A 20,425-nucleotide genomic window follows, 5' to 3' on the forward strand; every position below is an offset into this window, starting at 1 on the left:
TGTATCCTTGATTTATCGTATCTATTTTAATCGTAAAATAGAACTAGAAATGTACTATGTTTGGTTACATTGCGTGATAACTATTAAATCAAAACATGTCTACAGAAAATGCCTTTACGATTATAAATCAAACTAGAGAAAATATTCTTGTTGCGTTTATCTCACGTATGACTCAATTAGAAACCTATGCATGGAAAGTAGTAGGCCCTTCCCAAGACCATCCCCATATAGAACCCTTTCCAAAACAAATGGAATTGGTGACTAACTACTACCTAGAAGGAGTGTCTAACAAAGACCCATATGGAGGGAAACAAACGGATTCTGTATGGTGGGATACTATTAAAAAAACACCAACAGCTTACAAAGCAGATTGGAATAAAGCTGCCAATAAAGTAGATGTGAAACTTGAAGGAGAAAACCATAACGGAGCAGATATAAGCATAAAAAATAATAGTGGATCTATGATATATGTACACCTTAAGTTTGGATCCAATGAATATATTCCTCCAATACCACTTATTGCTTTTTCTACAGCAAGCTATCAATTTGAATGGCCTATGTCTGTAGCAGTTGTTGATGGCTATAGTCAATACTGTCCTCCTAATGGAGAATTATATGAAGTGAAAAATAAGTTAAGTGATCTGTCTGAAATGCTTCCTGGGCAAACCGTAGTTATTACAGGCAATCTATCTGAAGGATATCAATTGGAAGTTTCTTAAATGTGCATACATGCACTTAATTTTTACTGATATAATTAGATCATGGAAAAGTTAAATGAAGAAGATATTAGTAAGTTAAAAAACGCAATTAATCTTCAGAAAAATGATTCCGATGAAGAAGCATTATCCATTCTATGGGATTTATATAAAAGGAATTCAGAAAACGGAAAAGTGATAGGGCTTTTAGGACTGATTTTAGCTAAAACAGGACAGCGCGCAAAAGCTATACCTTATTTAGAGAAGGCAATAACCATAAGTCCTCGTAGTGAATTAGTAAGCATGTCTCTTTATAATAGTTATGTTGAGATAGAAAAGTATGATATTGCTTTTAATGTGATTTTTGAATATCTCAAATTATATCCTGCAGATTTATATCTAACCACTTTAGAAGAATTGTTGGAAGGATTATTAAAGGGATATGGGACTACATATAAGGATAAGATTATTTTTCATGCTAAAAAAAATAAAGTTCCGATACCGAATGAATTACAATAAGTAAAATTATAAATAAGATTTCGTAAACTTCGCAAGGAGTCCTATCTTCGATCGTCTAATCGGTTTTTAAAAAGAAAAACTATATTATGAGGGCTTTAGTAATTTCTGGTGGAGGTAGTAAAGGCGCTTTTGGCGGCGGTGTTGCCCAATACCTTATGGAAGAGTTAGGGCATAGCTACGACTTGTTTATAGGAACGTCTACAGGAAGTTTATTAATATCTCACCTAGCCTTAGGAAAGATCGAAAAAATCAAAGAAGCCTATACCTCAGTAAATCAGTCGGCTATTTTTAGTAATTGCCCCTTTGTAATAAAAAAAGACAAATGGGGACAAGAGCAAATAAATATTAATCATTGGAGTGTTGTTCGTAATTTTATGAAAGGCTCTAAAACCTTTGGCGAAAGCCAAAATCTCAGAGAACTCATAGGAAGACTGCTTACGCGTGAAGAGTTTGAAGAACTCAAACAAAGCCATAAAGACATCGTTGTTACAGTTTCTAATCTGTCTTTGCATGAGACAGAATATAAATCTATCAAAGAGGTGACCTATGAAGATTTTTGTGATTGGATCTGGATTTCTTGTAACTATATTCCGTTTATGAGTCTTGTAAAAAAAGAAGGATGCGAGTATGCTGATGGAGGTTTTGGGAGTATGGTGCCTATTAAAGAAGCAGTAGATCGAGGTGCCACCGAAATAGATGTCATCATTCTAGAAACAGAAGTCACTTATTACAATAGCTTGCCCTCTAAAAATGTATTTTCATTATTGACCAATTTACATTCTTTTATGGTAGACCGTATTGAAAAGCAGAATATTACGATTGGGAAGTTTGCGGCAAATAACAAAGATGCCATCATCAACCTTTATTACACACCTATTGTATTAACCACAAATTCATTGGTGTTCAACAAAGAGAAAATGGCCGATTGGTGGCAACGCGGTTTTAAATATGCTGCTAGTAAAAATAGAGAGCTTAATGAAATTAGGGATTAGGGTTTTATACGCTTTCGCGAAAGCGTATACAGAATATAGACCGCTTTACTAGTAGAATATAGGTTTTAACCATACGAGCCTTTTGCCTCTTCTCTATATTCTTTTCTCTGGAAAAACTAATTCCCCACACTATCCTTCTTAGTTTCCTTCTTTTTATTGCCAAATAAACCACCCAGAAGTCCGCCAGCTGCATCTTCAATAATATCTTCCACTTTGGGTTTCGGTGTGCCTTGAGAACTTGTAGAAGTACTGTCTTTAGGAGTGTCTTTTCCGCCTCCTAAAATATCCCCAAGAATATCAGTAATCTTACTCGTACCTTCTTCTATTAATCTGTTTTTCTGAATCTCGATAATCTGATTGGTCAAGTCTCCAATAGCCGACTTTAAATTAAGCTGCACAGTGGGTTTTGTGAAATTTCCCGAAAGGGTAATAGGAACATGAGCAGATAAGTTTTCTTTTTCTTTATCCGTAAGTTTTGCAAGCAATTTACTGACATCTCCACCTAAATATTTTGCAGGAATATTAAGCTTTAAATTATATCCAATTGCATTGTCAAAACTATGCCCACCACTTACATCGATGTCAATATCATCTGCTTTAATGGTAAACGGGTTTACCGCCACTTTTCCATCTTTAAACGTAAGGGCCGCTTTAAGGTTATCTAAGTCAACACTGTCTAAGTCTATAAAATCTAATTGACTATCTAATGCAGAAAGCAACGGAGTATTTTCTGTTTGAACATTGGCGGTAAGGATTTCTGCAAATGCATTTCCATCTATAGAACTTAAAATCGGTGCAAAGTTTTCATCCAGTTGTCCCTTTATATTGATCTTAGTATTAAGAGACCCTTGCAATGCTTTTGCTATAGGAGCAAGTTGTTTTAAGAGTTTTATGTTTTGAAAAGATTGATCAATATTTATTTTACTTAAATCAAGTTCCATATCAAAAATAGGAACGCCCGTTTTTGTAGAAACATTTCCAGAAACGCCAGCAGTACCTCCAAATAGAGAAGAATTTACATTATTTAAAAGCGCTTTTTCATCGTTAATAGCAACCGTTCCTTTTACATCTGCGAGTTCTAGATCATCATAAATTACTTTGCGTGCATTAAAATCTAAAGACGCATCTAAAAAATCAGGAATCTGAATAGCAGTTGCGTCTGCCGTTCCTGTTGAGGTCTCTGAAGAACTTTTAGTAGGAGTAGTTTCGTTGTCAACCGTTTCAGTTACCGAAAAATCATTGAGATTAAACACCTGCGAAGTCACATTAAATCGTCCTTTTAGATCTTCTTTAGACATCACAAATGGGATGAGATTTTCTATCGTTCCCGTTGCACTAATATCGGTATCACCACTTTTACTTTCAAAATTAGTAAGTTGTATTGTTCCTGGTTGAAAGGTAAGTGCCGCTTGACTTATAGTCACAGGTTTAGGGAGCTCTTCCCCTTCGTATCTGAAATTAGATAATTGTGCTTGTCCGCTACTTTTAATACGTTGATATTGCTGTTTATCTACAGCGTCCATATCAAAGATAGTAGTCATATCTGCCATTACTTTTCCTTCTAAAGGTGCTCCTATATCTAATGGATATACTTTTCCAATATTTGCAAGATCTAGTGTTCCTTTAATGGCGAGATTCACTAAAATATTTGTCGTAAGATTACGCAGTTTTCCATTAGCCGAAAACAAGTCATCATCTATTTTGAAATTAAGTGTATTAATACTTACATAGGTGTCGTCTACCAATCCAGAGTCGTTTATGATCTTTGCATCAATATTGATATTATTCATTTGCTTCGGTAAATTTGGATATTTAAAAGAAGCATTATTAGAGACAATAGCAATATCTAGTTTCGGTATGGTACTCTCTGTCGCTTTTCCATTTATTTTTCCGCTTACGCGAAAATCACCGCCGGTCTGAACCCCATCAAGACTTCTAGCATATGCCTTCGGAATAATGGCTAAAAAGTTTTTAAAATCTGACGATGGTGTCTCGAACGAAACATCCATCGCAGTTCCATCATCTTCTAGCTGTACATATCCTTCAAATTGTAAAGGCAAGTCATGTACAATTGCTTTATTTTCTAGAAATGTATACTTCTGGTTTTCGAGATCAAGTTCTATATCTGCTGTCAAATCAATAGCAGCATTATCTAGATAGTTAACGCTATCAAGTTCAAAAGAGGCAAGTGCGGTTGTTTTCGTTTCAAGCGTACTTTGATTGGCACTAAAATCTCCATTGCCTTCATGATTTACTTCAGATAATCTTAGATATGTTTTAGAACTTTCATCCAAATAATTAATGATTGCATTGTTGAGTTCATAATGTTGAAGGTCAAATGTAAATGGTTTTGAAGCAGTGTCTTCTTTCGCGACAGCGGAATCAGAAGAAGAAGACTCTTTTGCAATATCATAATTGGCATTCCCTAGTGAGTCTACTTTAATGTTTATAATCGCATCATCTAGTCGTAGCGCATCTACTTTTATAGGATCATCGCCTGTATCTTTTATAAGCTGTTTTACACCCATCGCAATACGAAGCTCTTTTCCAGCGGCAAGCGTATCTCCTTCAAACGGAGCATTGTTTACCACACTAAAATTATTGAGTGTTACGGTAGCGTCTGGGAAGTTTTTAATCAAACTTATATCTAGCGTTTCCCAAGTGACTTGCGCATTTAGATTTTCATTAATCGTTTTTTTAAGTAAGTCTTCTAGTTTTCCTCTAAATAAAAAAGGAGAGGCTATAAGGAGTATAACAAGTACTAAAAGGATGCTGCCTACTATTTTTAAAATGCGTTTCATACTGTCGTTTTATTAGTGAAACTTAATTTTGAGGAGTCTATAAGACGTACTCAGAATTATAAGTTGAACTAATCCCGCTTTTTCAGCGGGATTTTGGTTTAATACCTCGACCCTTGGGTCGATTCTTTATATTGGTTCCAAGGCTTGCCCTGATGTTTAACACTTCTTATTATTATACGTCAAGTTGTAATTCTTCGCCTTCAGAAAGGTTGAATTTTTTCCTAAATACATACACTCCTAGATATAAAAATGGGGTGTCTAGTGCTGCAATTAAAACTTTAAATAAAAATCCACCTACTAATAATCCGCCAAAACGACTCCAATCTATTTCTCCAAAACTACATAGTAGTAAAAGTACGGCCGCAGTATCTATAAACTGTGACAAGAATGTTGAGAAATTGTTACGAAGCCATAAATGTTTTCCTTTAGTAAGTTTTTTCCAAAAGTGATACAAATGTATATCCACATATTGTGCCAATAAATAAGCGGTCATACTTGCAAAAACAGCAATGGCCGTCGCACCAAAAACTTTTGAAAACAATGCGTCATTTACAGGAGACCAACTAGTGGCTGTAGTTGCATTACCCACATATATAATTAATAACGAAAAAAATGAAGCAAAGATACCTGTCGTAACCATCTGATTTGCTTTCTTTTTTCCATAAATCTCACTAATGAGATCCGTAATTAAAAAAGTAATAGGGTAAGGAAGTAAACCCACTGATATTTCAAATGTGTATATGCCAAAAAAGTCCCAGCTAAAAAATTTTTGAAAAATAAGATTAGATACGACCAGTGCACATATAAATAAGGCACCAAGTGTAAAGTATATCCTATATGCAGTTTGTAAATCCTTAAGAGAATGTTTAGGTGTTGCTTGATTCATATTTCTTGATAACTTCAAGGTTAAAATTAAAGCATTATGAGAATCTTTTACTTAATTTGTTCATAAATGTTAATGTACTAACCATCTTGCATACCATCTATCTGTCATTAGGAAGTAATCAGGGGAATACTTATGAAAACCTCACAAAAGCAATACAACTATTATTTGCTCAAGTAGGTCGTATTAGTAAAATATCACCCGTATACCTGAGTCCATCATTAGGTTTTGAAGGACCAGATTTCCATAATTGTGTGGTGCGTATTCATACAAATCTTACATCAACTAAGCTTATAAAGAACATACTTGCCATCGAAACATCCATGGGACGTGTGCGAGAAGAAGGTGTGGGATACCAATCCCGTCCTATAGATATTGATGTTTTGTTGTATGATGATGCTATTATAGAGACAAGTATACTTCAGGTGCCACACCCTCGTATGTGCTATCGTACCTTTGTGCTGCAGCCACTTGCAGATATCGCAGGAAGTGAAGAACACCCAGTATCTAAAGAAACATTTTCTTCTCTATTAGAAAAGTGTCCAGATGGAAGTGTGGTTACTAAACAACCTAAGTGGCTTAAAAACCCTAAAGATTCTATGCTTTTGGGTGATTATAATTATATCGTAGTAGAAGGAAATATAGGAGCAGGTAAAACCAGTCTTGTAGAGATGATCTCTGAAGAGTTTAATGCAAAACCTATTCTTGAACGCTTTAAAGACAATCCTTTTTTGCCTAAATTCTATAAAGAACCAGATCGGTATGCGTTTCCGTTAGAAATGTCTTTTCTAGCAGATAGATATCAACAATTGCTAGACGATATAGGACAGTATGATCTTTTTAAAGATTTTATGATTGCCGATTATGATCGCTATAAATCACTCATCTTTTCACAAGTTACACTGCAAGAAGAAGAGTATGTATTGTATAAACGCTTACACGAAATGATGTATCATGATATGCCACAACCCGATTTATATGTATACTTATATCAAAATACAGAACGCCTTTTGAGTAATATCAAAAAACGGGGACGTAGTTATGAAAAAGAGATAGATGCAGCATATCTCGAAAAAATTAATCAAGGCTATCTTGATTTTATCAAATCACAACATCAACTCAATGTAAAAATTATAGATATCTCTGATCTTGATTTTGTAAAAAACAGAGAAGACTATCTAAAAGTAGTGAGTGAGTTTTACGTATAAATCCCAGTAGCTTCAGTACATAGTACAATATTGCGCTGAAATTTCAGTTATATTTGATATGTAATAATAGATGTCATAATACGTCTATACCATCATTACAACTAAAGTCGCACTAGATTTTAGTAACAAACTATCCCAATCAATATGATTAAAGAGACTCTTTAATCTCACTAAAACATGTCATGAAATACCTGTTTATTCCATCCAAACAAGTATATGTGATGTATAAAAATCGTTGTATATGAAAAAGTATATGATATTGGGGACATTACTGTTTTCTTTTTTCTCAGTTTCTGCTCAAAATGTAAGTATTGATGGGCGTTTACAGCCGCTGCTTAATGAGTTTTTTGAGTTGTGTAAAACCTATGATATTGAGTATTACGATAAATTGTTTAAACTAGAAAGTATAGATGTCGTAAACACACTTACGGTATCTGAAAAAGGATCTACACTAGGCATGTTACGTAGAAACGAACAAGGCAGTGTAGTTGCTATTGACATTAATTGGGTGGCCCAATTAGATCCTGAAATTTTAAAAGTGGTTGCTTTTCATGAGTTTGCACATTACTTTTTAGAATATTCAAAACATGTTTGTGATGACTGCGGGCGGATTATGTCTGTCGTAAATTCAAGCTATTTTGAGATTATAAGAGATTGGGATAATCGTATCAAAACATTATTTGAAAGTTCTCCTGCATATCTTAAAAAACAGCAAGTATCTAATGGTATTTCGACTCAACTATAAATTAATATAGAGTATATAGATAAGTATGCTTTCGCGAAATCGAACCTGTGAGACCTGCCTGCCGGCAGGCAGGTTCACGACCAAAGGGAGAGCGAAGCGTTAAAGCGTACCCAGTATGATTACAATTGTATTGTAAAATTAGAAAAGGCATAGATACCCTAATCTATGCCTTTTTATTTCAGAATAATGATTCTTACTCCTCTCCTAAAGAAGGATGCCAGAGATCTTTAGAAGTTCCAGTAACAGGTATAAATTGCAACGGAGGATATGACATGGTTGCATCATCTATATTCTCCCTTTTTAAAAATCGTAAAATAGTTTCTTGCGCTTTAGGATGATATACAATCTGCTCATGTCCTGCATTTTTTACGACAATATGATGGCTATTTGTATATCCCCATCGTACCTGCTCGGCTTGATACGGTGGCGTATTAAAATCTAATGTCCCGCTTAAGAATAGCGTAGGTATATCTGTAACAAGCGGAGCTCTAAAATCTTCTCCTACATCAGGAGTAGGCCAGTTTTTTAGTGTAGACATATTTACAACATTTTTAAAAAAACTTTTTTGATTTTCTTCTTCAATACGAACCATTCTACTAGCAGAAGCACCAGAAGCGGCATCCATGGTAATAGACATTCCGTGTATACCATACACCATTTGATGCCTTTTCTGAACAAACCATTGTAATAAAGAATAATCGCCTTGATCTATGCTGTATAAAAGTTTAGGTAATACTGGGATATCACTCGCGTCACCAATATCTATTCGGAGTATTAGGTTAAGGCCATACGAACCTACCAAGACTTTTAGAGGAGCTCCCGTAAGCGCAGAAGTTATTTCAACTTCTACTGGATTTGTAGTCAATTTTGTAATCACTTTCTTATATAAAGCAACTAGGTCTGGAATGTCTTTATTTATAGTAGCGTCATTATTCGAGAGCAGTGCAATTTTATGTAATTGAATATCCATTGCTAGGGGTAACTTAAATGTGTCATTAAACCCTTCAACACCTATGAGTATGGCATTTTCTACATAATCAGGGTAATATTTCATATAGGTTTGACCTAAATGTGTACCATAACTAAAACCAAATAATGAGATTTTAGAATACCCTAACGCTTGTCGTAATACATCTAAATCAGTTGCATTTTCTATAGTTGTATATCCTTGTAAATCGACGCCTCTATCATTAAAAGTTTTTAAAGCCTCATGAGACATCGTATTAAAATGCTTTTGAGAAGCCTTTGCATCGACAAAAAGGTTTTTAGGGAGTTCCTTTTGCCATATAAATAAGGTGCGTTCAGTCTCGGCACCCGTCCCTCTTTGGTCCACAAGGATAACGTCACCAAGTTCTAAATATGGCAACCAGTTTTCTAAATATCTAGGATTACTAGCTTGCCACGTACAGCTTGAACCTGGCCCTCCTTCTAAGTAAAATATAGGCGATGTAGGAGTGGGGTTGCTGCTTTTTAATTTGATAAAATGAACAGGGATTTTTGCACTATTAGGGTTGTTACGATTTTCAGGAACTTCTATCGTACCTACCTCTGCAAGTACTTCCTTTCCTGATTCACTTGTAAACGTAGCAGCAGTCATTTGTAATTGTTGGGCGAATACACTTTGTATTGCGATACTGAAACATAAAAGAAAAATAAGTTGTGATTTCATGAGATATTTAATTTTTGAGCAATGTAATAGCTGTGTAGATAGCTATTTTAAAAAGTAGATGGATGTCACATCACGATAGTTGCATACTGTATAGAAATTGTCAAATGCAATTCGTAGGACGATATGTAAAATTGAGGAGTCGATACTGCGTATTGATCGATCTGTTCTAAAATCAAGCTTATTTTTTTCTACTTTCCCATTAATTATGGAAAAATCAATTCATTTTTTAGACAAACTACTTCAGAATAGGATCGCGTTGCATGTGCTTTTTTGGCTCTTTGTATTGTTTTTAGCGCCCTTAGTAGCAGATAGAAGTATTATGGAGGTATGGCAATCTCTTGTGTATAGAGGTGTAGGATTACCTACAAAGATGATTGCTACCTATTTTTTAGCCTATTATTTGATTCCGAGGTATTTTCAGAAAGAAAAGTATTTTCAGTTTATAATATACTTCGTTATAAGCTCTTTTATTCTTTGTGTGATATATCGTTTTAATAATGTACAAATCGCAGAACGATTAGCTGGAGAAGAAGGGTATAAAGAACGCTTATGGGAAATTGTAGCCTATTATGATGAGACTATTTTAGGGTATATTGGAAGAGTTTATTCTGTAACGATTCCTTTTATTTTTATAAAAATGCTGAGGTCTCGTGGCGCTGAAAAAAGGAAAGTAGCACGTTTAGAAAAAGAAAAAATAGATGCTGAGCTTAATTTTTTAAAAGCGCAAATACATCCTCATTTTTTATTCAATACTTTAAATAATTTATATGCATTAACCCTAAAAAAATCTGATCGTGCACCAGATGTAGTCGCTAAGCTTTCAGAAATACTAGATTATATGCTATACCAATGTAAAGAGGATAGGGTTTTGGTAAGTAAAGAAATCACACTTTTAGAACACTACTTAGATTTAGAGAAGCTACGATATGGAGAACGATTGCAATTAACATTTGATCATGATCTGGATGATCATACCTCACAAATAGCACCTTTAATTTTGATTTCTATTGTAGAAAATGCATTTAAACATGGAGTAAGCGGAGCAATACAACAACCAGTTGTAGCCATTTCTATAAAAGTTAAAGAAGGAGTATCGTATATTAGAGTCTATAATTCAAAACCAGCAACTCCTCAAATAGATGAAATGGGCTATAAAAAAGGAATAGGAGAGACGAATGTAAAACGGCAATTAGAACTCATTTATCCTGAACGTTATGAATGGAATTATGAGGAGTCACCAACATCATATGAAGTTAATTTAACGATTCAGTTATGAGTAAAAAGGTGACCTGCATTGTTGTAGATGATGAACCTTTAGCGATTGAATTGCTTGAAGGGCATATCCGACAGTTTACACAATTAGAACTTATAGCGACTTGTTGGAATGCGATAGAAGCTTTTGAAATTGTAAAAAACACACCCGTTGATATTATTTTTTTAGATATTCAGATGCCAGGCCTTTCTGGAATTCAATTTGTGAAGTCGCTTCAAAACCCACCTGCTATTATTTTTACAACTGCCTATCGAGAGTATGCAGTAGAGAGTTATGAACTTGATGTCATTGACTATCTATTAAAACCCATTACAATGGATCGTTTTTTTAAATCCATTACGAAATATTTTGATAAGATAGGCAGCCCAACCATTCATAAAGAGAGTGTTAAAGCGACAGTAGTAGAAGATGAGTATATGTATGTGAATACGAATAGAAAGTACGTAAAAATTACTTTTGAAGAGGTATTGTATGTAGAAAGTATTAAAGATTATGTGCGTATACATCTAGAAAACGAAAGTATCTCTACCAAAGATAAAATTAGTCTCTTTGAACAAAAAGTACCCTCTTATTTTATGAGAGTTCACCGTTCTTATATGGTAAACACCCATAAAATCACAAGCTATACGATGCAAGATATTGAAATCGGAGCAATAGAAATCCCTATAGGTATCTCGTATAAGAAGTTAGTAATGAAGATATTGCAGAAGTAGTATTAGGGTTATGTACGCTTTCGCGAAAGCGTATAATAAAATATTAAATTATTAAAACAGACGTCTGATTAATCAAAATAGGTTTCTATAGTCTGTATACCAGCAATATCTTTATTTAGGTATTTTATGCTCACTTTAGGCGGAATAGAAATTTCAATACAGATTTCATTAAAAACGAGTTGTTCTGTAGAAATCTTACTTTGAAATTCATTAGACATTAAAAGCGATTTAAGAATCATTTTAAACATTTTTCTGTTCTTATATTCTTCTAATAATTGGTCTATTATTTTTTGATCTACTTCTTTGAATCTGCTTACGTGAATTTCAACCGAAGGAGGTACAGAAATCCCTACAATAAGTCTATTAGTTCTGAAGCCCGCTTTTTCGATGAGAGGTAGGATGTCAAATACTTCTTTCACATAATTAATAAACTTGTTTTTTGCAGTACTGCCAATTTCACTTAATTTAGAAAAACCGCTTTTAAGCTGATGTAATAATTGATCAGTACTATCAGAAATACTCTGAGTTGTTTTCTCTACTAATGACTTTTCTTTCATAAAATTAAGTTGTGCTCGTTTTTAAAGCAATGTTCATCAATTCTTGTCTATATTATTTGAAATTTAGATTTCGTCGTTCGTACTTCTAACTACTATTTTATAAAATGAGTAACGGAAAGTTTACTTCTTTTTGTAAAGGAAAAGGTACAAAAAGCTGTAAACAATCACATTCAGTTCGGCTAGCTATATCTATGATTTTAGACTTCGTACTTCCAACTTCTAACCTCGTACTTTGATTACCATCCTTGTTAAATCAGTAACGGAAAGTTTTCGAAAATTTAAACAGAAAAAAGTTTTTAAATTTTCAAAAACTACCACCGCCATATTCGGCTAGCATATTATAGTAATAGATATTTCGTCATTCGTACTTCAAACTTCGTGCTTCCAACTACCATCCTCCAGAAGCACCACCGCCTCCGAAGCCTCCACCTCCAAAGCCACCACCGAAGCCACCGCCTCCAAAACTTCCACCGCCGCCACTTCCGAAGCCTCCTCCGCTTCCAAAAGAACCACGGCCCATATTACTAAGGATAATAACATCTAAGAGGGATTCAGCTTTACGTCTACGGCCGCCACGACCGCCACCACGATGATTTTTTCTACTTAAAATGATGAGTATAACGATAAAGAATACAAATACGAGTACGGGACCTATGGGAAACGAATTATTGTTTTTGCGAGTGCCTGTAAAATTGCCTTCAAGACGTGCGATCATTTCATCGGTAGCGGCATCAAGACCTCCATAAAAATCTCCTTTTTTAAAAGCAGGAATGATGGTTCTATTGATCATACGTTCAGCATCACGATCCGAAATAATAGATTCAATGCCGTAGCCTGTATTAATATCTACTTTACGATCATCTTTGGCTACGATAATAATAATGCCATTGTCTTCATTAGCCTGTCCGATACCCCATTTCTGTCCCCATTTAGCTCCAAGGAATGAGATGTCTTCCCCTTTTGTAGAAGATATAATCGCAATCACTATTTGTGTTGAGGTAGTATCGCTATATCGTATAAGTTTTTGCTCAAGTGATTTCTGTTGGTAGGAATTAAACAAACCAATATAGTCATATACAGCTGTTTGTTTACTAGGTTTTGGTGGAATGTCAAATTGCGCATGCGCTATGTGTCCTCCTCCTAAAAAAAGAAGGATACACAATAAACGTATGCAAGTACTTACGCTTTTGCGAACTTGTCTAACTGGCAGGCAGGAGCGAACGAACCCTATGTTATATATAGATAGTAGCTGTGTCATTAACTTGTAGTAATCTCATCTGGGAGTTCATTAATATCTCCATGTTGCCATGGGAAATAAGCACTTAATCGTTTACCCACATCCTGAATCCCTTCAATGATTCCTTCTTTAAAACGCCCTTCTTTAAAATGAGTACTCATGGTATCTCTTGTGGTTTCCCAAAAATTAGTAGGCACTTTTTTATCAATCCCTCGATCGCCACATATAGCAAACTTGTGATCGTCTACAGCTATATAAATGAGAACTCCGTTTTCTTCTTTGGTATTATCCATTTTAAGGATATGAAAGATTTCTTTAGCACGCGTGAAGACGTCTAGATCTGTATGTCGTTCTAAATGCACACGTATTTCACCAGAGGTATTGCTTTCGGCAATACGAATAGCCTCAACAATGTCTTGTTCTTCTGTTTGTGTTAAAAAATCTTCTACCGTAGATGCCATTAGTTACTAAAATCAAATTCTACATTTGGTGCATTTTCAGTTCCAGCGTCAGCTTCAAAATATCCCATCTCTTCAAACTTTCCTATAAACATGTTGATGAAATTATTAGGAAACTTTTTGAGATGTTTGTTAAAGGGTTTTACAGATTCATTAAAGCGATTACGCTCTACATTGATGCGGTTTTCCGTACGCTCTAATTCGTTGATCAATTCTTTGAAATTTTCATTAGCTTTTAGATCTGGATACCTTTCAAAGGTTGCTAATAATCTTGATAAAGCTGAAGTCAATCCTGATTGTGCTTGTTGAAATTGCTTTAATTGGGCAGGTGTGATATTAGATGGGTCAATGGTAATGGAAGTTGCTTTAGAACGTGCTTCAGTAACCTTTACAAATGTTTCCTGCTCATATTCTGCATATCCTTTTGCTGTCTTTACAATGTTAGGAATTAGATCAGCACGGCGTTGATAACTACTTTCTACATTAGCCCATTGTGCAGTAGCGTTTTCTTCTAAATCTATAGATGTGTTGTAAAAACCTGGACTTACAACAAATGCAATGTATGCTATAATTGCACCAATTACTATTAATACGATTAATCCTTTCTTCATATCTGGTTAGTTTATGTTTATTGATTTTTGTTACAAAACCGCTCTGGATTTAGTAAACGATTGCAAGTTAAGAAAATCTTATTTTCTTTATTTTGTAACAAAACAAGTGTCTTATCTACCTATAAAGTGTATAAAATAATCGATAATGAGAACAACAAAGTATCTATTAGTAATTATAGGAGTTTTAGGAATGATGGCTTCTTTATATCTGGGAATTGTACATAACGATGTACTACCTAATATACCATCGTTTATTGCAAGTTTATCTTTGGTGTATTTAGGACTGTATAAAGTAGCTACTCCAAAAACAACCCAATGCTCTGTAGAAGTTGAAAAAACTAAAGATTCTTTTTAAGCTCTATAAGTTGCGCTTTTACATTTTCTAGCTTTCGAATAATATCAAAATTACTAAGGGTTTCTTTCTTTCCTTCTTTAAGATGAATTTTAGCGCCTTCTAATGTAAAGCCGCGTTCTTTAACAAGATGATAAATCAGTTCAAGGTTTTTGATGTCTTGAGGCGTAAATTTACGATTCCCTTTTGCATTCTTCTTAGGTTGTAATACATCAAATTCTTTTTCCCAGAAACGTATGAGAGACGTGTTCACTCCAAATGCTTTGGAGACTTCTCCAATGCCATAATATAATTTTTCTGGAAGGTTTACATGCATAAGATTAATCTAACGATTGGTTTTCTTGTTGAGATTGTTTTAATAATTCATCAAACTCAGCAGGAGAAAGTTTTCCGTAGTAAAAATGAATAGGATTGATGCGTTCACCTTCTTTAAAAATCTCATAATGTAAATGCGGTGCTTCAGAACGTCCTGTGCTTCCTACAAAACCAATGAGATCGCCACGTTTTACTTTTTGTCCCTTTTTTACATTGTAGGCATTTAAATGTGCATACAAACTCTCATATCCATATCCATGTGTGATACGGATGTGTTTTCCATACCCAGAAGCAGTAGCATCTGCACGAGAGACTTTACCGTCCCCAGATGCATATACAGGAGTGCCTCTTGGTGCTGTAAAATCCATTCCCCAGTGCTTCTTGCGAGCCTTTGTAAACGGATCGGTACGATATCCAAAACCTGAGGCCATACGTGTTAAATCTTCATTACTTACAGGCTGTATCGCTGGAATAGCAGCTAGTAATTTTTCTTTATCGGCAGAAAGTCGTGCAATTTCATCAAGCGACTTCGATTGAATATCCAGTTGCTTTGTGATTTGGTCCATACGCTTATGACTCTCAATAATCATAGCTGAATTGTCGTATCCTTTTAAGTTTTCATAACGATTTACACCACCAAAACCAGCTTTACGTACTTCATCAGGAATAGGATTGGCATCTAATAAGATTCTATAAATCTCATTATCTCGTTGCTGTACATTTTCAAGAACCTTACTGGCAAGGTCCATTTTAGATTCTAATATAGAGAGTTGTAATGCAAGATTTGAGTTTTCACGTTCCAGCCTACGTTCTTTAGGAGTGTCTATTCCAGAATTGAATACCGTAATGAGTATAATAAGTCCCATAAGGGTAGCTGCTGTAAAAAACAACAGAACAAATCCTATAGTGCGTCCTTTTTTACGCTCTACTTTTCGATAAGAAAGCGTGTCACTATCATAGTAATATTTTACCTTAGACATAAGTTAAAATGTGTATTTTTGCCAGATGTTAAAGATGATTTATACGCTTTCGCGAAAGCGTACTTCAATTATCAAAACGATCAAAGATAAAAATAATTATTCGATACGATTACTTCTATGAAATCTCAAGAAATACGTGCCAAATTCCTAGCGTTTTTTGAATCAAAAAAACATGATATAGTACCCTCTGCACCTATGGTGTTAAAGGATGACCCTACACTCATGTTTACAAATGCAGGGATGGTCCCGTTTAAAGAATATTTTCTAGGTAATGGAATTCCTAAAAACACACGTCTTACAGATACTCAAAAATGCTTACGTGTCTCTGGCAAGCACAATGATTTAGAAGAAGTAGGAAAGGATACCTATCATCATACCATGTTTGAGATGTTAGGAAACTGGAGCTTTGGAGATTATTTTAAAAAGGAAGCAATTGATTGGGCTTGGGAATTACTAACGGAAGTTTTTAAGATTGATAAAGACAGTTTGTATGTAACCATTTTTGAAGGAGATGAAAGCGAAAAGTTAGAACGTGATCAAGATGCCTATGATTTATGGAAAAATCATATCTCAGAAGATCGTATCCTAAATGGAAATAAAAAAGACAACTTCTGGGAAATGGGAGCACAAGGGCCTTGTGGTCCATGTAGTGAGATTCATGTAGATATACGTTCTGAAGAAGAAAAAGCTAAAGTAGACGGAAAAACATTAGTAAATCAAGATCATCCATTAGTTATAGAGGTTTGGAATCTCGTATTTATGCAATTTAACCGTCTAGCTGATGGGTCTTTAGAAAACTTACCTGCACAACACGTAGATACAGGAATGGGGTTTGAACGACTTTGTATGGTTTTACAAGGCGTACAATCTAACTACGATACGGATGTCTTTACGCCATTAATGCGCGAGATTGAGACGATCACTTCCTCTAAATGTGGTCATAAAGAAGAAACGGATATCGCTGTACGTGTAATAGCAGATCATGTAAGAGCTGTTGCATTTTCTATTGCAGATGGACAATTGCCAAGTAATACAGGAGCTGGCTACGTAATACGTCGTATTTTACGTAGAGCAATACGCTATGGATTTACATTCTTAAATACCAAAGAACCTTTTATCTATAAATTAGTAAATACACTTGTGAAACAAATGGGAGAGTCTTTCCCAGAATTGAAACGAGAGAAAAACTTGATTGTTAATGTCATTAGAGAAGAAGAGCAGTCTTTCTTGCGTACCTTAGATCAAGGATTGATTTTACTAGATACAGTGATTGCTAATACAAAAGGAGATACCATTTCTGGAGAAAAGGCTTTCGAATTGTATGATACCTATGGTTTTCCTATAGATTTAACAGCGCTTATTTTAAGTGAAAAAGGATTGAAATTAGATGAAGAAGGTTTCCAAGTAGAGCTTCAAAAACAAAAAGATCGTTCTAGAAATGCTTCTAAAGTAGAGACAGGTGATTGGACAGTATTAATAGAGGATGCCGAAGAAGAATTTATAGGGTATGATACGCTTGAAGCTTCTGTGAAAATAACAAGATATCGTAAGACAGAGAGTAAAAAAGACGGAGAGTTATATCAGCTAGTGTTTAATCTGACGCCGTTCTATCCAGAAGGAGGAGGGCAAGTAGGAGATAAGGGATATCTAGAGGTGCCTAATGGAGAAGTGGTGTATATCATAGATACTAAGAAAGAAAATAACCTTATTATACATTTAGCAAAGAATCTTCCAAGATCTACCGAAGGAACATTTAAAGCTGTCGTAGATGAGAAACAACGTTTCCGTACCTCTGCAAATCATACAGCAACGCATTTATTGCATCAAGGATTACGTAAAGTGTTAGGGACGCATGTTGAGCAAAAAGGAAGTATGGTGCATAGCCGTAATCTTCGTTTTGATTTCTCACATTTCTCAAAAGTGACTACTGAAGAATTAAAAGCAGTAGAAAACTTTGTAAACGCTCGTATTCGTGAGAGTCTGCCATTAGAAGAACAACGTGGTATTGCGTATGACCAAGCGATTAAAGAAGGTGCAATTGCATTATTCGGAGAAAAATATGGAGATGCTGTACGCGCCATTCGTTTTGGAAAATCGATGGAGCTTTGTGGAGGAACGCATGTACAAAGTACAGGTGATATCTGGCATTTTAAAATTACATCAGAAGGCGCTGTTGCTTCAGGAATACGTCGTATCGAAGCGATTACAAATGACGCTGCTAAAGAGTATTTTACTTCAGAAACTGAAGCTTATAATAAAGTAAAAGCAACCCTTAAAAATGCACAAGATCCTGTAAAAGCCATTACAAGTTTACTAGATGAAAATACGGCGCTTAAAAAACAAGTGGAAGCACTTATTAAGGAGAAAGCGCAAAACTTAAGTGGTGATTTGGAGAAAGAATTCCAAGAAGTCAATGGGGTGCAATTTTTAGCGAAGAAAGTAGACCTAGATGCAGGTGCTATCAAAGATTTGGCTTTTAAGTTAGGGCAGAATAAAAATGATGTTTTCCTTCTCTTCGGAACCGAGCAAAATGGAAAAGCATTGTTGAGTTGTTATATCTCTAAAGAGTTAGTGGACAGTAAAGGGTTGAATGCAGGTCAAGTGGTACGCGAATTAGGGAAACACATCCAAGGCGGTGGTGGCGGACAACCTTTCTTTGCAACAGCAGGAGGAAAGAATCCCGCAGGAATTAATACTGCATTGGAGGCCGCTAAGGATTTTTTAGATTAAAAAAGAAAATAGAACATAGATTATTCGCGTGCGCTCTCTTATAGATAATTGCGACTCTAATGATAGATGTTAGAAAATACAGCTCCTTCCCTTTTCAGGGGAAGGTGGATTTTTATTTACTCATGAAAGTAAATGAAAAGACGGAAGGGGTCTCCTTTTCACCATACGAGCAAAAGATTTATCTTTCAATATCTATTCTTAATTTAAAATATTACTAATGAATCTTCAATTGTTAATTCCTTTATTAATCACATCTCTTATAACAATTTTTGGCTGGTATGTTTTACATAAGCTTACCAAAAAGAGAGAGCAAGAAAATAAAAAGAAAAACCTTCGAGTAGAATACTTAATAGATGCTTGGAGTAAACTTGAATATGGTTCAAATAGAGATATTGATAAAGAAGAATTTGTTGAGTATTTTGAAAAACCTATAGCTATGATTCAGTTATTTGGAACTTTAAATCAAATTGATCTAGCTCAAAAGTTAGTTGAAGAAATAAAAAATAATAAACAAGTTAGTCTTGACGATATATTAGAAGACTTAAGAAATGATCTTAGAAGTGAATTAAATCTCGAAAAGGCTAAATCTAAGATGAAATATATTAGATTTAGTAAATGAAAACTTAGCGCCTTTGCGAGATAATATTGCAATGCCACAATAAATTTACACCTTAACGAGATGAAACTACAAACCAACATCCCATTAGAATCTGCTTCAAAACAATTTGGGTATGAAGATAATGTGTTGTTATTAGGTTCTTGCTTTGCAGAAAACATAGGAGAGAAACTTTTGTATCATAAGTTTCAAACCATGGTTAATCCCTATGGAATTCTTTTTCATCCGCTAGCTATAGAACGTGTATTACATGATGTACATAATAACACAGGAATAGGAGAAGAAGCTATTTTTGAATTAGATGGTATATGGAAGTCTTTTGTAGCCCATAGTCAACTCAATAGTTCTTCTAGAGGTGCTTTGGTAGATAAACTTACGAAGGCTCAAGAACAACTTACAAAAGCAATTACGAAAGCCTCTCATGTTTTTATTACGCTTGGAACTGCTTGGGTATACCAACATAAAGAGACAAATATTGCTGTGGCAAACTGTCATAAAGTACCTCAGAAAGCATTTGTAAAAGGACTATTGCCTGTAGAAGAAATTGCAGGAAGCCTTAAGAGGCAATGTACGATTATTAAAAAAATAAACCCCAAAGCTCAAGTTGTTTTTACGGTTTCTCCCGTACGACATCTTAAAGATGGTTTTGTAGAAAATACGCGAAGCAAAGCACATTTGATTTCGGCAGTACATACGGTAGTTAATGCAAATCACGCACAGTATTTTCCCGCCTATGAATTGATGATGGATGAACTACGTGATTATCGGTTTTATGCAACAGATATGCTGCACCCTAGCCAACAAGCCATAGAGTATATTTGGGAGAGATTTCTGGAGGTATACGCGGGAGTTTATGCTGAGTCTAGTCGAAGTACGAAAGTAAAAACAACACTCAAAGAAGTGCTAGCAATCCAACAAGGACTTTCACACCGTCCTTTTAATGTAGATAGTGAACAACATCAAGAATTTCTTCGAAAACTCAGAGTGCGTATAGCAAAACTACAGCAAGAATACCCTCATATTGAATTTTAGTAAAACGCTATGATCGAAAAATATAGTAGATTCGTAGGA

The 20,425-nt window shown here is 34.9% G+C and carries 20 protein-coding genes; 11 read left to right on the forward strand and 9 right to left on the reverse strand.

The genetic code is table 11. The features are described from left to right. Window positions 1–95 precede the first annotated feature (95 nt). The 3 genes from Q1A60_RS00620 (at window position 96) to Q1A60_RS00630 (ending at window position 2,206) form a co-directional block, all read left to right on the forward strand. Window positions 96–719: a hypothetical protein gene (locus Q1A60_RS00620; RefSeq protein WP_299762910.1), complete on the forward strand. Its 624-nt coding sequence runs from the start codon at window positions 96–98 to the stop codon at window positions 717–719. 42 nt (window positions 720–761) lie between these two features. Further along, entirely contained in the window at window positions 762–1,214 is a 453-nt protein-coding gene (locus tag Q1A60_RS00625) for a hypothetical protein (protein ID WP_299762912.1), read from the forward strand. Between the two features lie 86 nt (window positions 1,215–1,300). Then, a complete protein-coding gene (locus Q1A60_RS00630; RefSeq protein ID WP_299762914.1) occupies window positions 1,301–2,206 on the forward strand; it encodes a patatin-like phospholipase family protein in 906 nt (301 codons plus the stop codon). 116 nt (window positions 2,207–2,322) lie between these two features. On the opposite strand, the gene Q1A60_RS00635 is transcribed toward Q1A60_RS00630, so the two are convergent. Both Q1A60_RS00635 and Q1A60_RS00640 read right to left on the reverse strand, forming a co-directional pair. Next, complete coding sequence (locus Q1A60_RS00635; RefSeq protein WP_299762916.1) at window positions 2,323–5,007, reverse strand: AsmA-like C-terminal region-containing protein; 2,685 nt, start codon at window positions 5,005–5,007, stop codon at window positions 2,323–2,325. Window positions 5,008–5,179: 172 nt separating this feature from the next. Further along, window positions 5,180–5,893: a queuosine precursor transporter gene (locus Q1A60_RS00640; protein WP_299762918.1), complete on the reverse strand. Its 714-nt coding sequence runs from the start codon at window positions 5,891–5,893 to the stop codon at window positions 5,180–5,182. A gap of 86 nt (window positions 5,894–5,979) precedes the next feature. Here Q1A60_RS00640 and folK point away from each other — a divergent pair, with 86 nt between their 5' ends. Continuing rightward, window positions 5,980–7,098 (forward strand): 2-amino-4-hydroxy-6-hydroxymethyldihydropteridine diphosphokinase, encoded by a 1,119-nt coding sequence (gene folK / locus Q1A60_RS00645; RefSeq protein ID WP_299762920.1) that lies wholly within the window; start codon window positions 5,980–5,982, stop codon window positions 7,096–7,098. A 241-nt stretch (window positions 7,099–7,339) separates the two neighbouring features. Next, window positions 7,340–7,843, forward strand: coding sequence for a hypothetical protein (locus Q1A60_RS00650; protein WP_299762922.1), 504 nt, complete (start codon window positions 7,340–7,342; stop codon window positions 7,841–7,843). A gap of 193 nt (window positions 7,844–8,036) precedes the next feature. On the opposite strand, the gene Q1A60_RS00655 is transcribed toward Q1A60_RS00650, so the two are convergent. Then, window positions 8,037–9,512, reverse strand: a complete 1,476-nt coding sequence (locus Q1A60_RS00655; RefSeq protein ID WP_299762924.1) for an alpha/beta hydrolase — start codon at window positions 9,510–9,512, stop codon at window positions 8,037–8,039. 205 nt (window positions 9,513–9,717) lie between these two features. Between Q1A60_RS00655 and Q1A60_RS00660 the strand changes: the two genes are divergently transcribed. After that, window positions 9,718–10,788, forward strand: a complete 1,071-nt coding sequence (locus Q1A60_RS00660) for a sensor histidine kinase (protein WP_299762926.1) — start codon at window positions 9,718–9,720, stop codon at window positions 10,786–10,788. Further along, window positions 10,785–11,498, forward strand: a complete 714-nt coding sequence (locus Q1A60_RS00665; RefSeq protein ID WP_299762928.1) for a LytTR family DNA-binding domain-containing protein — start codon at window positions 10,785–10,787, stop codon at window positions 11,496–11,498. Before Q1A60_RS00660 ends, Q1A60_RS00665 begins: the two co-directional genes overlap by 4 nt. A gap of 68 nt (window positions 11,499–11,566) precedes the next feature. Here Q1A60_RS00665 and Q1A60_RS00670 read toward each other — a convergent pair whose 3' ends face one another. The 4 genes from Q1A60_RS00670 to Q1A60_RS00685 all read right to left on the reverse strand — a co-directional run bounded on the left by Q1A60_RS00670 (window position 11,567) and on the right by Q1A60_RS00685 (window position 14,361). Next, window positions 11,567–12,055: a hypothetical protein gene (locus tag Q1A60_RS00670; protein WP_299762930.1), complete on the reverse strand. Its 489-nt coding sequence runs from the start codon at window positions 12,053–12,055 to the stop codon at window positions 11,567–11,569. Window positions 12,056–12,443: 388 nt separating this feature from the next. Beyond that, window positions 12,444–13,217, reverse strand: a complete 774-nt coding sequence (locus Q1A60_RS00675; protein ID WP_299762932.1) for a TPM domain-containing protein — start codon at window positions 13,215–13,217, stop codon at window positions 12,444–12,446. A 95-nt stretch (window positions 13,218–13,312) separates the two neighbouring features. After that, window positions 13,313–13,753: a TPM domain-containing protein gene (locus Q1A60_RS00680; protein ID WP_299762934.1), complete on the reverse strand. Its 441-nt coding sequence runs from the start codon at window positions 13,751–13,753 to the stop codon at window positions 13,313–13,315. Beyond that, complete coding sequence (locus Q1A60_RS00685) at window positions 13,753–14,361, reverse strand: LemA family protein (protein WP_299762936.1); 609 nt, start codon at window positions 14,359–14,361, stop codon at window positions 13,753–13,755. Before Q1A60_RS00685 ends, Q1A60_RS00680 begins: the two co-directional genes overlap by 1 nt. A gap of 145 nt (window positions 14,362–14,506) precedes the next feature. On the opposite strand from Q1A60_RS00685, the gene Q1A60_RS00690 reads away from it, so the two are divergent. Beyond that, on the forward strand, window positions 14,507–14,716 hold the full coding sequence (locus Q1A60_RS00690; RefSeq protein WP_299762938.1) for a hypothetical protein: 210 nt from the start codon (window positions 14,507–14,509) through the stop codon (window positions 14,714–14,716). Here the strand turns inward: Q1A60_RS00690 and Q1A60_RS00695 are convergent. Together Q1A60_RS00695 and Q1A60_RS00700 are read right to left on the reverse strand one after the other, a co-directional pair. Continuing rightward, a complete protein-coding gene (locus tag Q1A60_RS00695; RefSeq protein ID WP_299762939.1) occupies window positions 14,700–15,029 on the reverse strand; it encodes a MerR family transcriptional regulator in 330 nt (109 codons plus the stop codon). The genes Q1A60_RS00690 and Q1A60_RS00695 overlap by 17 nt on opposite strands. Window positions 15,030–15,033: 4 nt before the next feature. Further along, window positions 15,034–16,008 carry a M23 family metallopeptidase gene (locus Q1A60_RS00700; protein ID WP_299762941.1) on the reverse strand — a complete coding sequence of 325 codons (975 nt, stop codon included), beginning with the start codon at window positions 16,006–16,008 and terminating at the stop codon, window positions 15,034–15,036. A gap of 117 nt (window positions 16,009–16,125) precedes the next feature. Between Q1A60_RS00700 and alaS the strand changes: the two genes are divergently transcribed. From alaS to Q1A60_RS00715, 3 genes are all read left to right on the forward strand, one after another. Continuing rightward, window positions 16,126–18,738 carry an alanine--tRNA ligase gene (gene alaS / locus Q1A60_RS00705; protein ID WP_299762943.1) on the forward strand — a complete coding sequence of 871 codons (2,613 nt, stop codon included), beginning with the start codon at window positions 16,126–16,128 and terminating at the stop codon, window positions 18,736–18,738. A gap of 217 nt (window positions 18,739–18,955) precedes the next feature. After that, on the forward strand, window positions 18,956–19,357 hold the full coding sequence (locus Q1A60_RS00710) for a hypothetical protein (RefSeq protein ID WP_299762945.1): 402 nt from the start codon (window positions 18,956–18,958) through the stop codon (window positions 19,355–19,357). 60 nt (window positions 19,358–19,417) lie between these two features. Further along, a complete protein-coding gene (locus Q1A60_RS00715) occupies window positions 19,418–20,386 on the forward strand; it encodes a GSCFA domain-containing protein (RefSeq protein ID WP_299762947.1) in 969 nt (322 codons plus the stop codon). The last annotated feature ends 39 nt before the right edge of the window (window positions 20,387–20,425 follow it).

The organism is uncultured Dokdonia sp. (assembly GCF_947492535.1).
GTDB lineage: Bacteria > Bacteroidota > Bacteroidia > Flavobacteriales > Flavobacteriaceae > Dokdonia.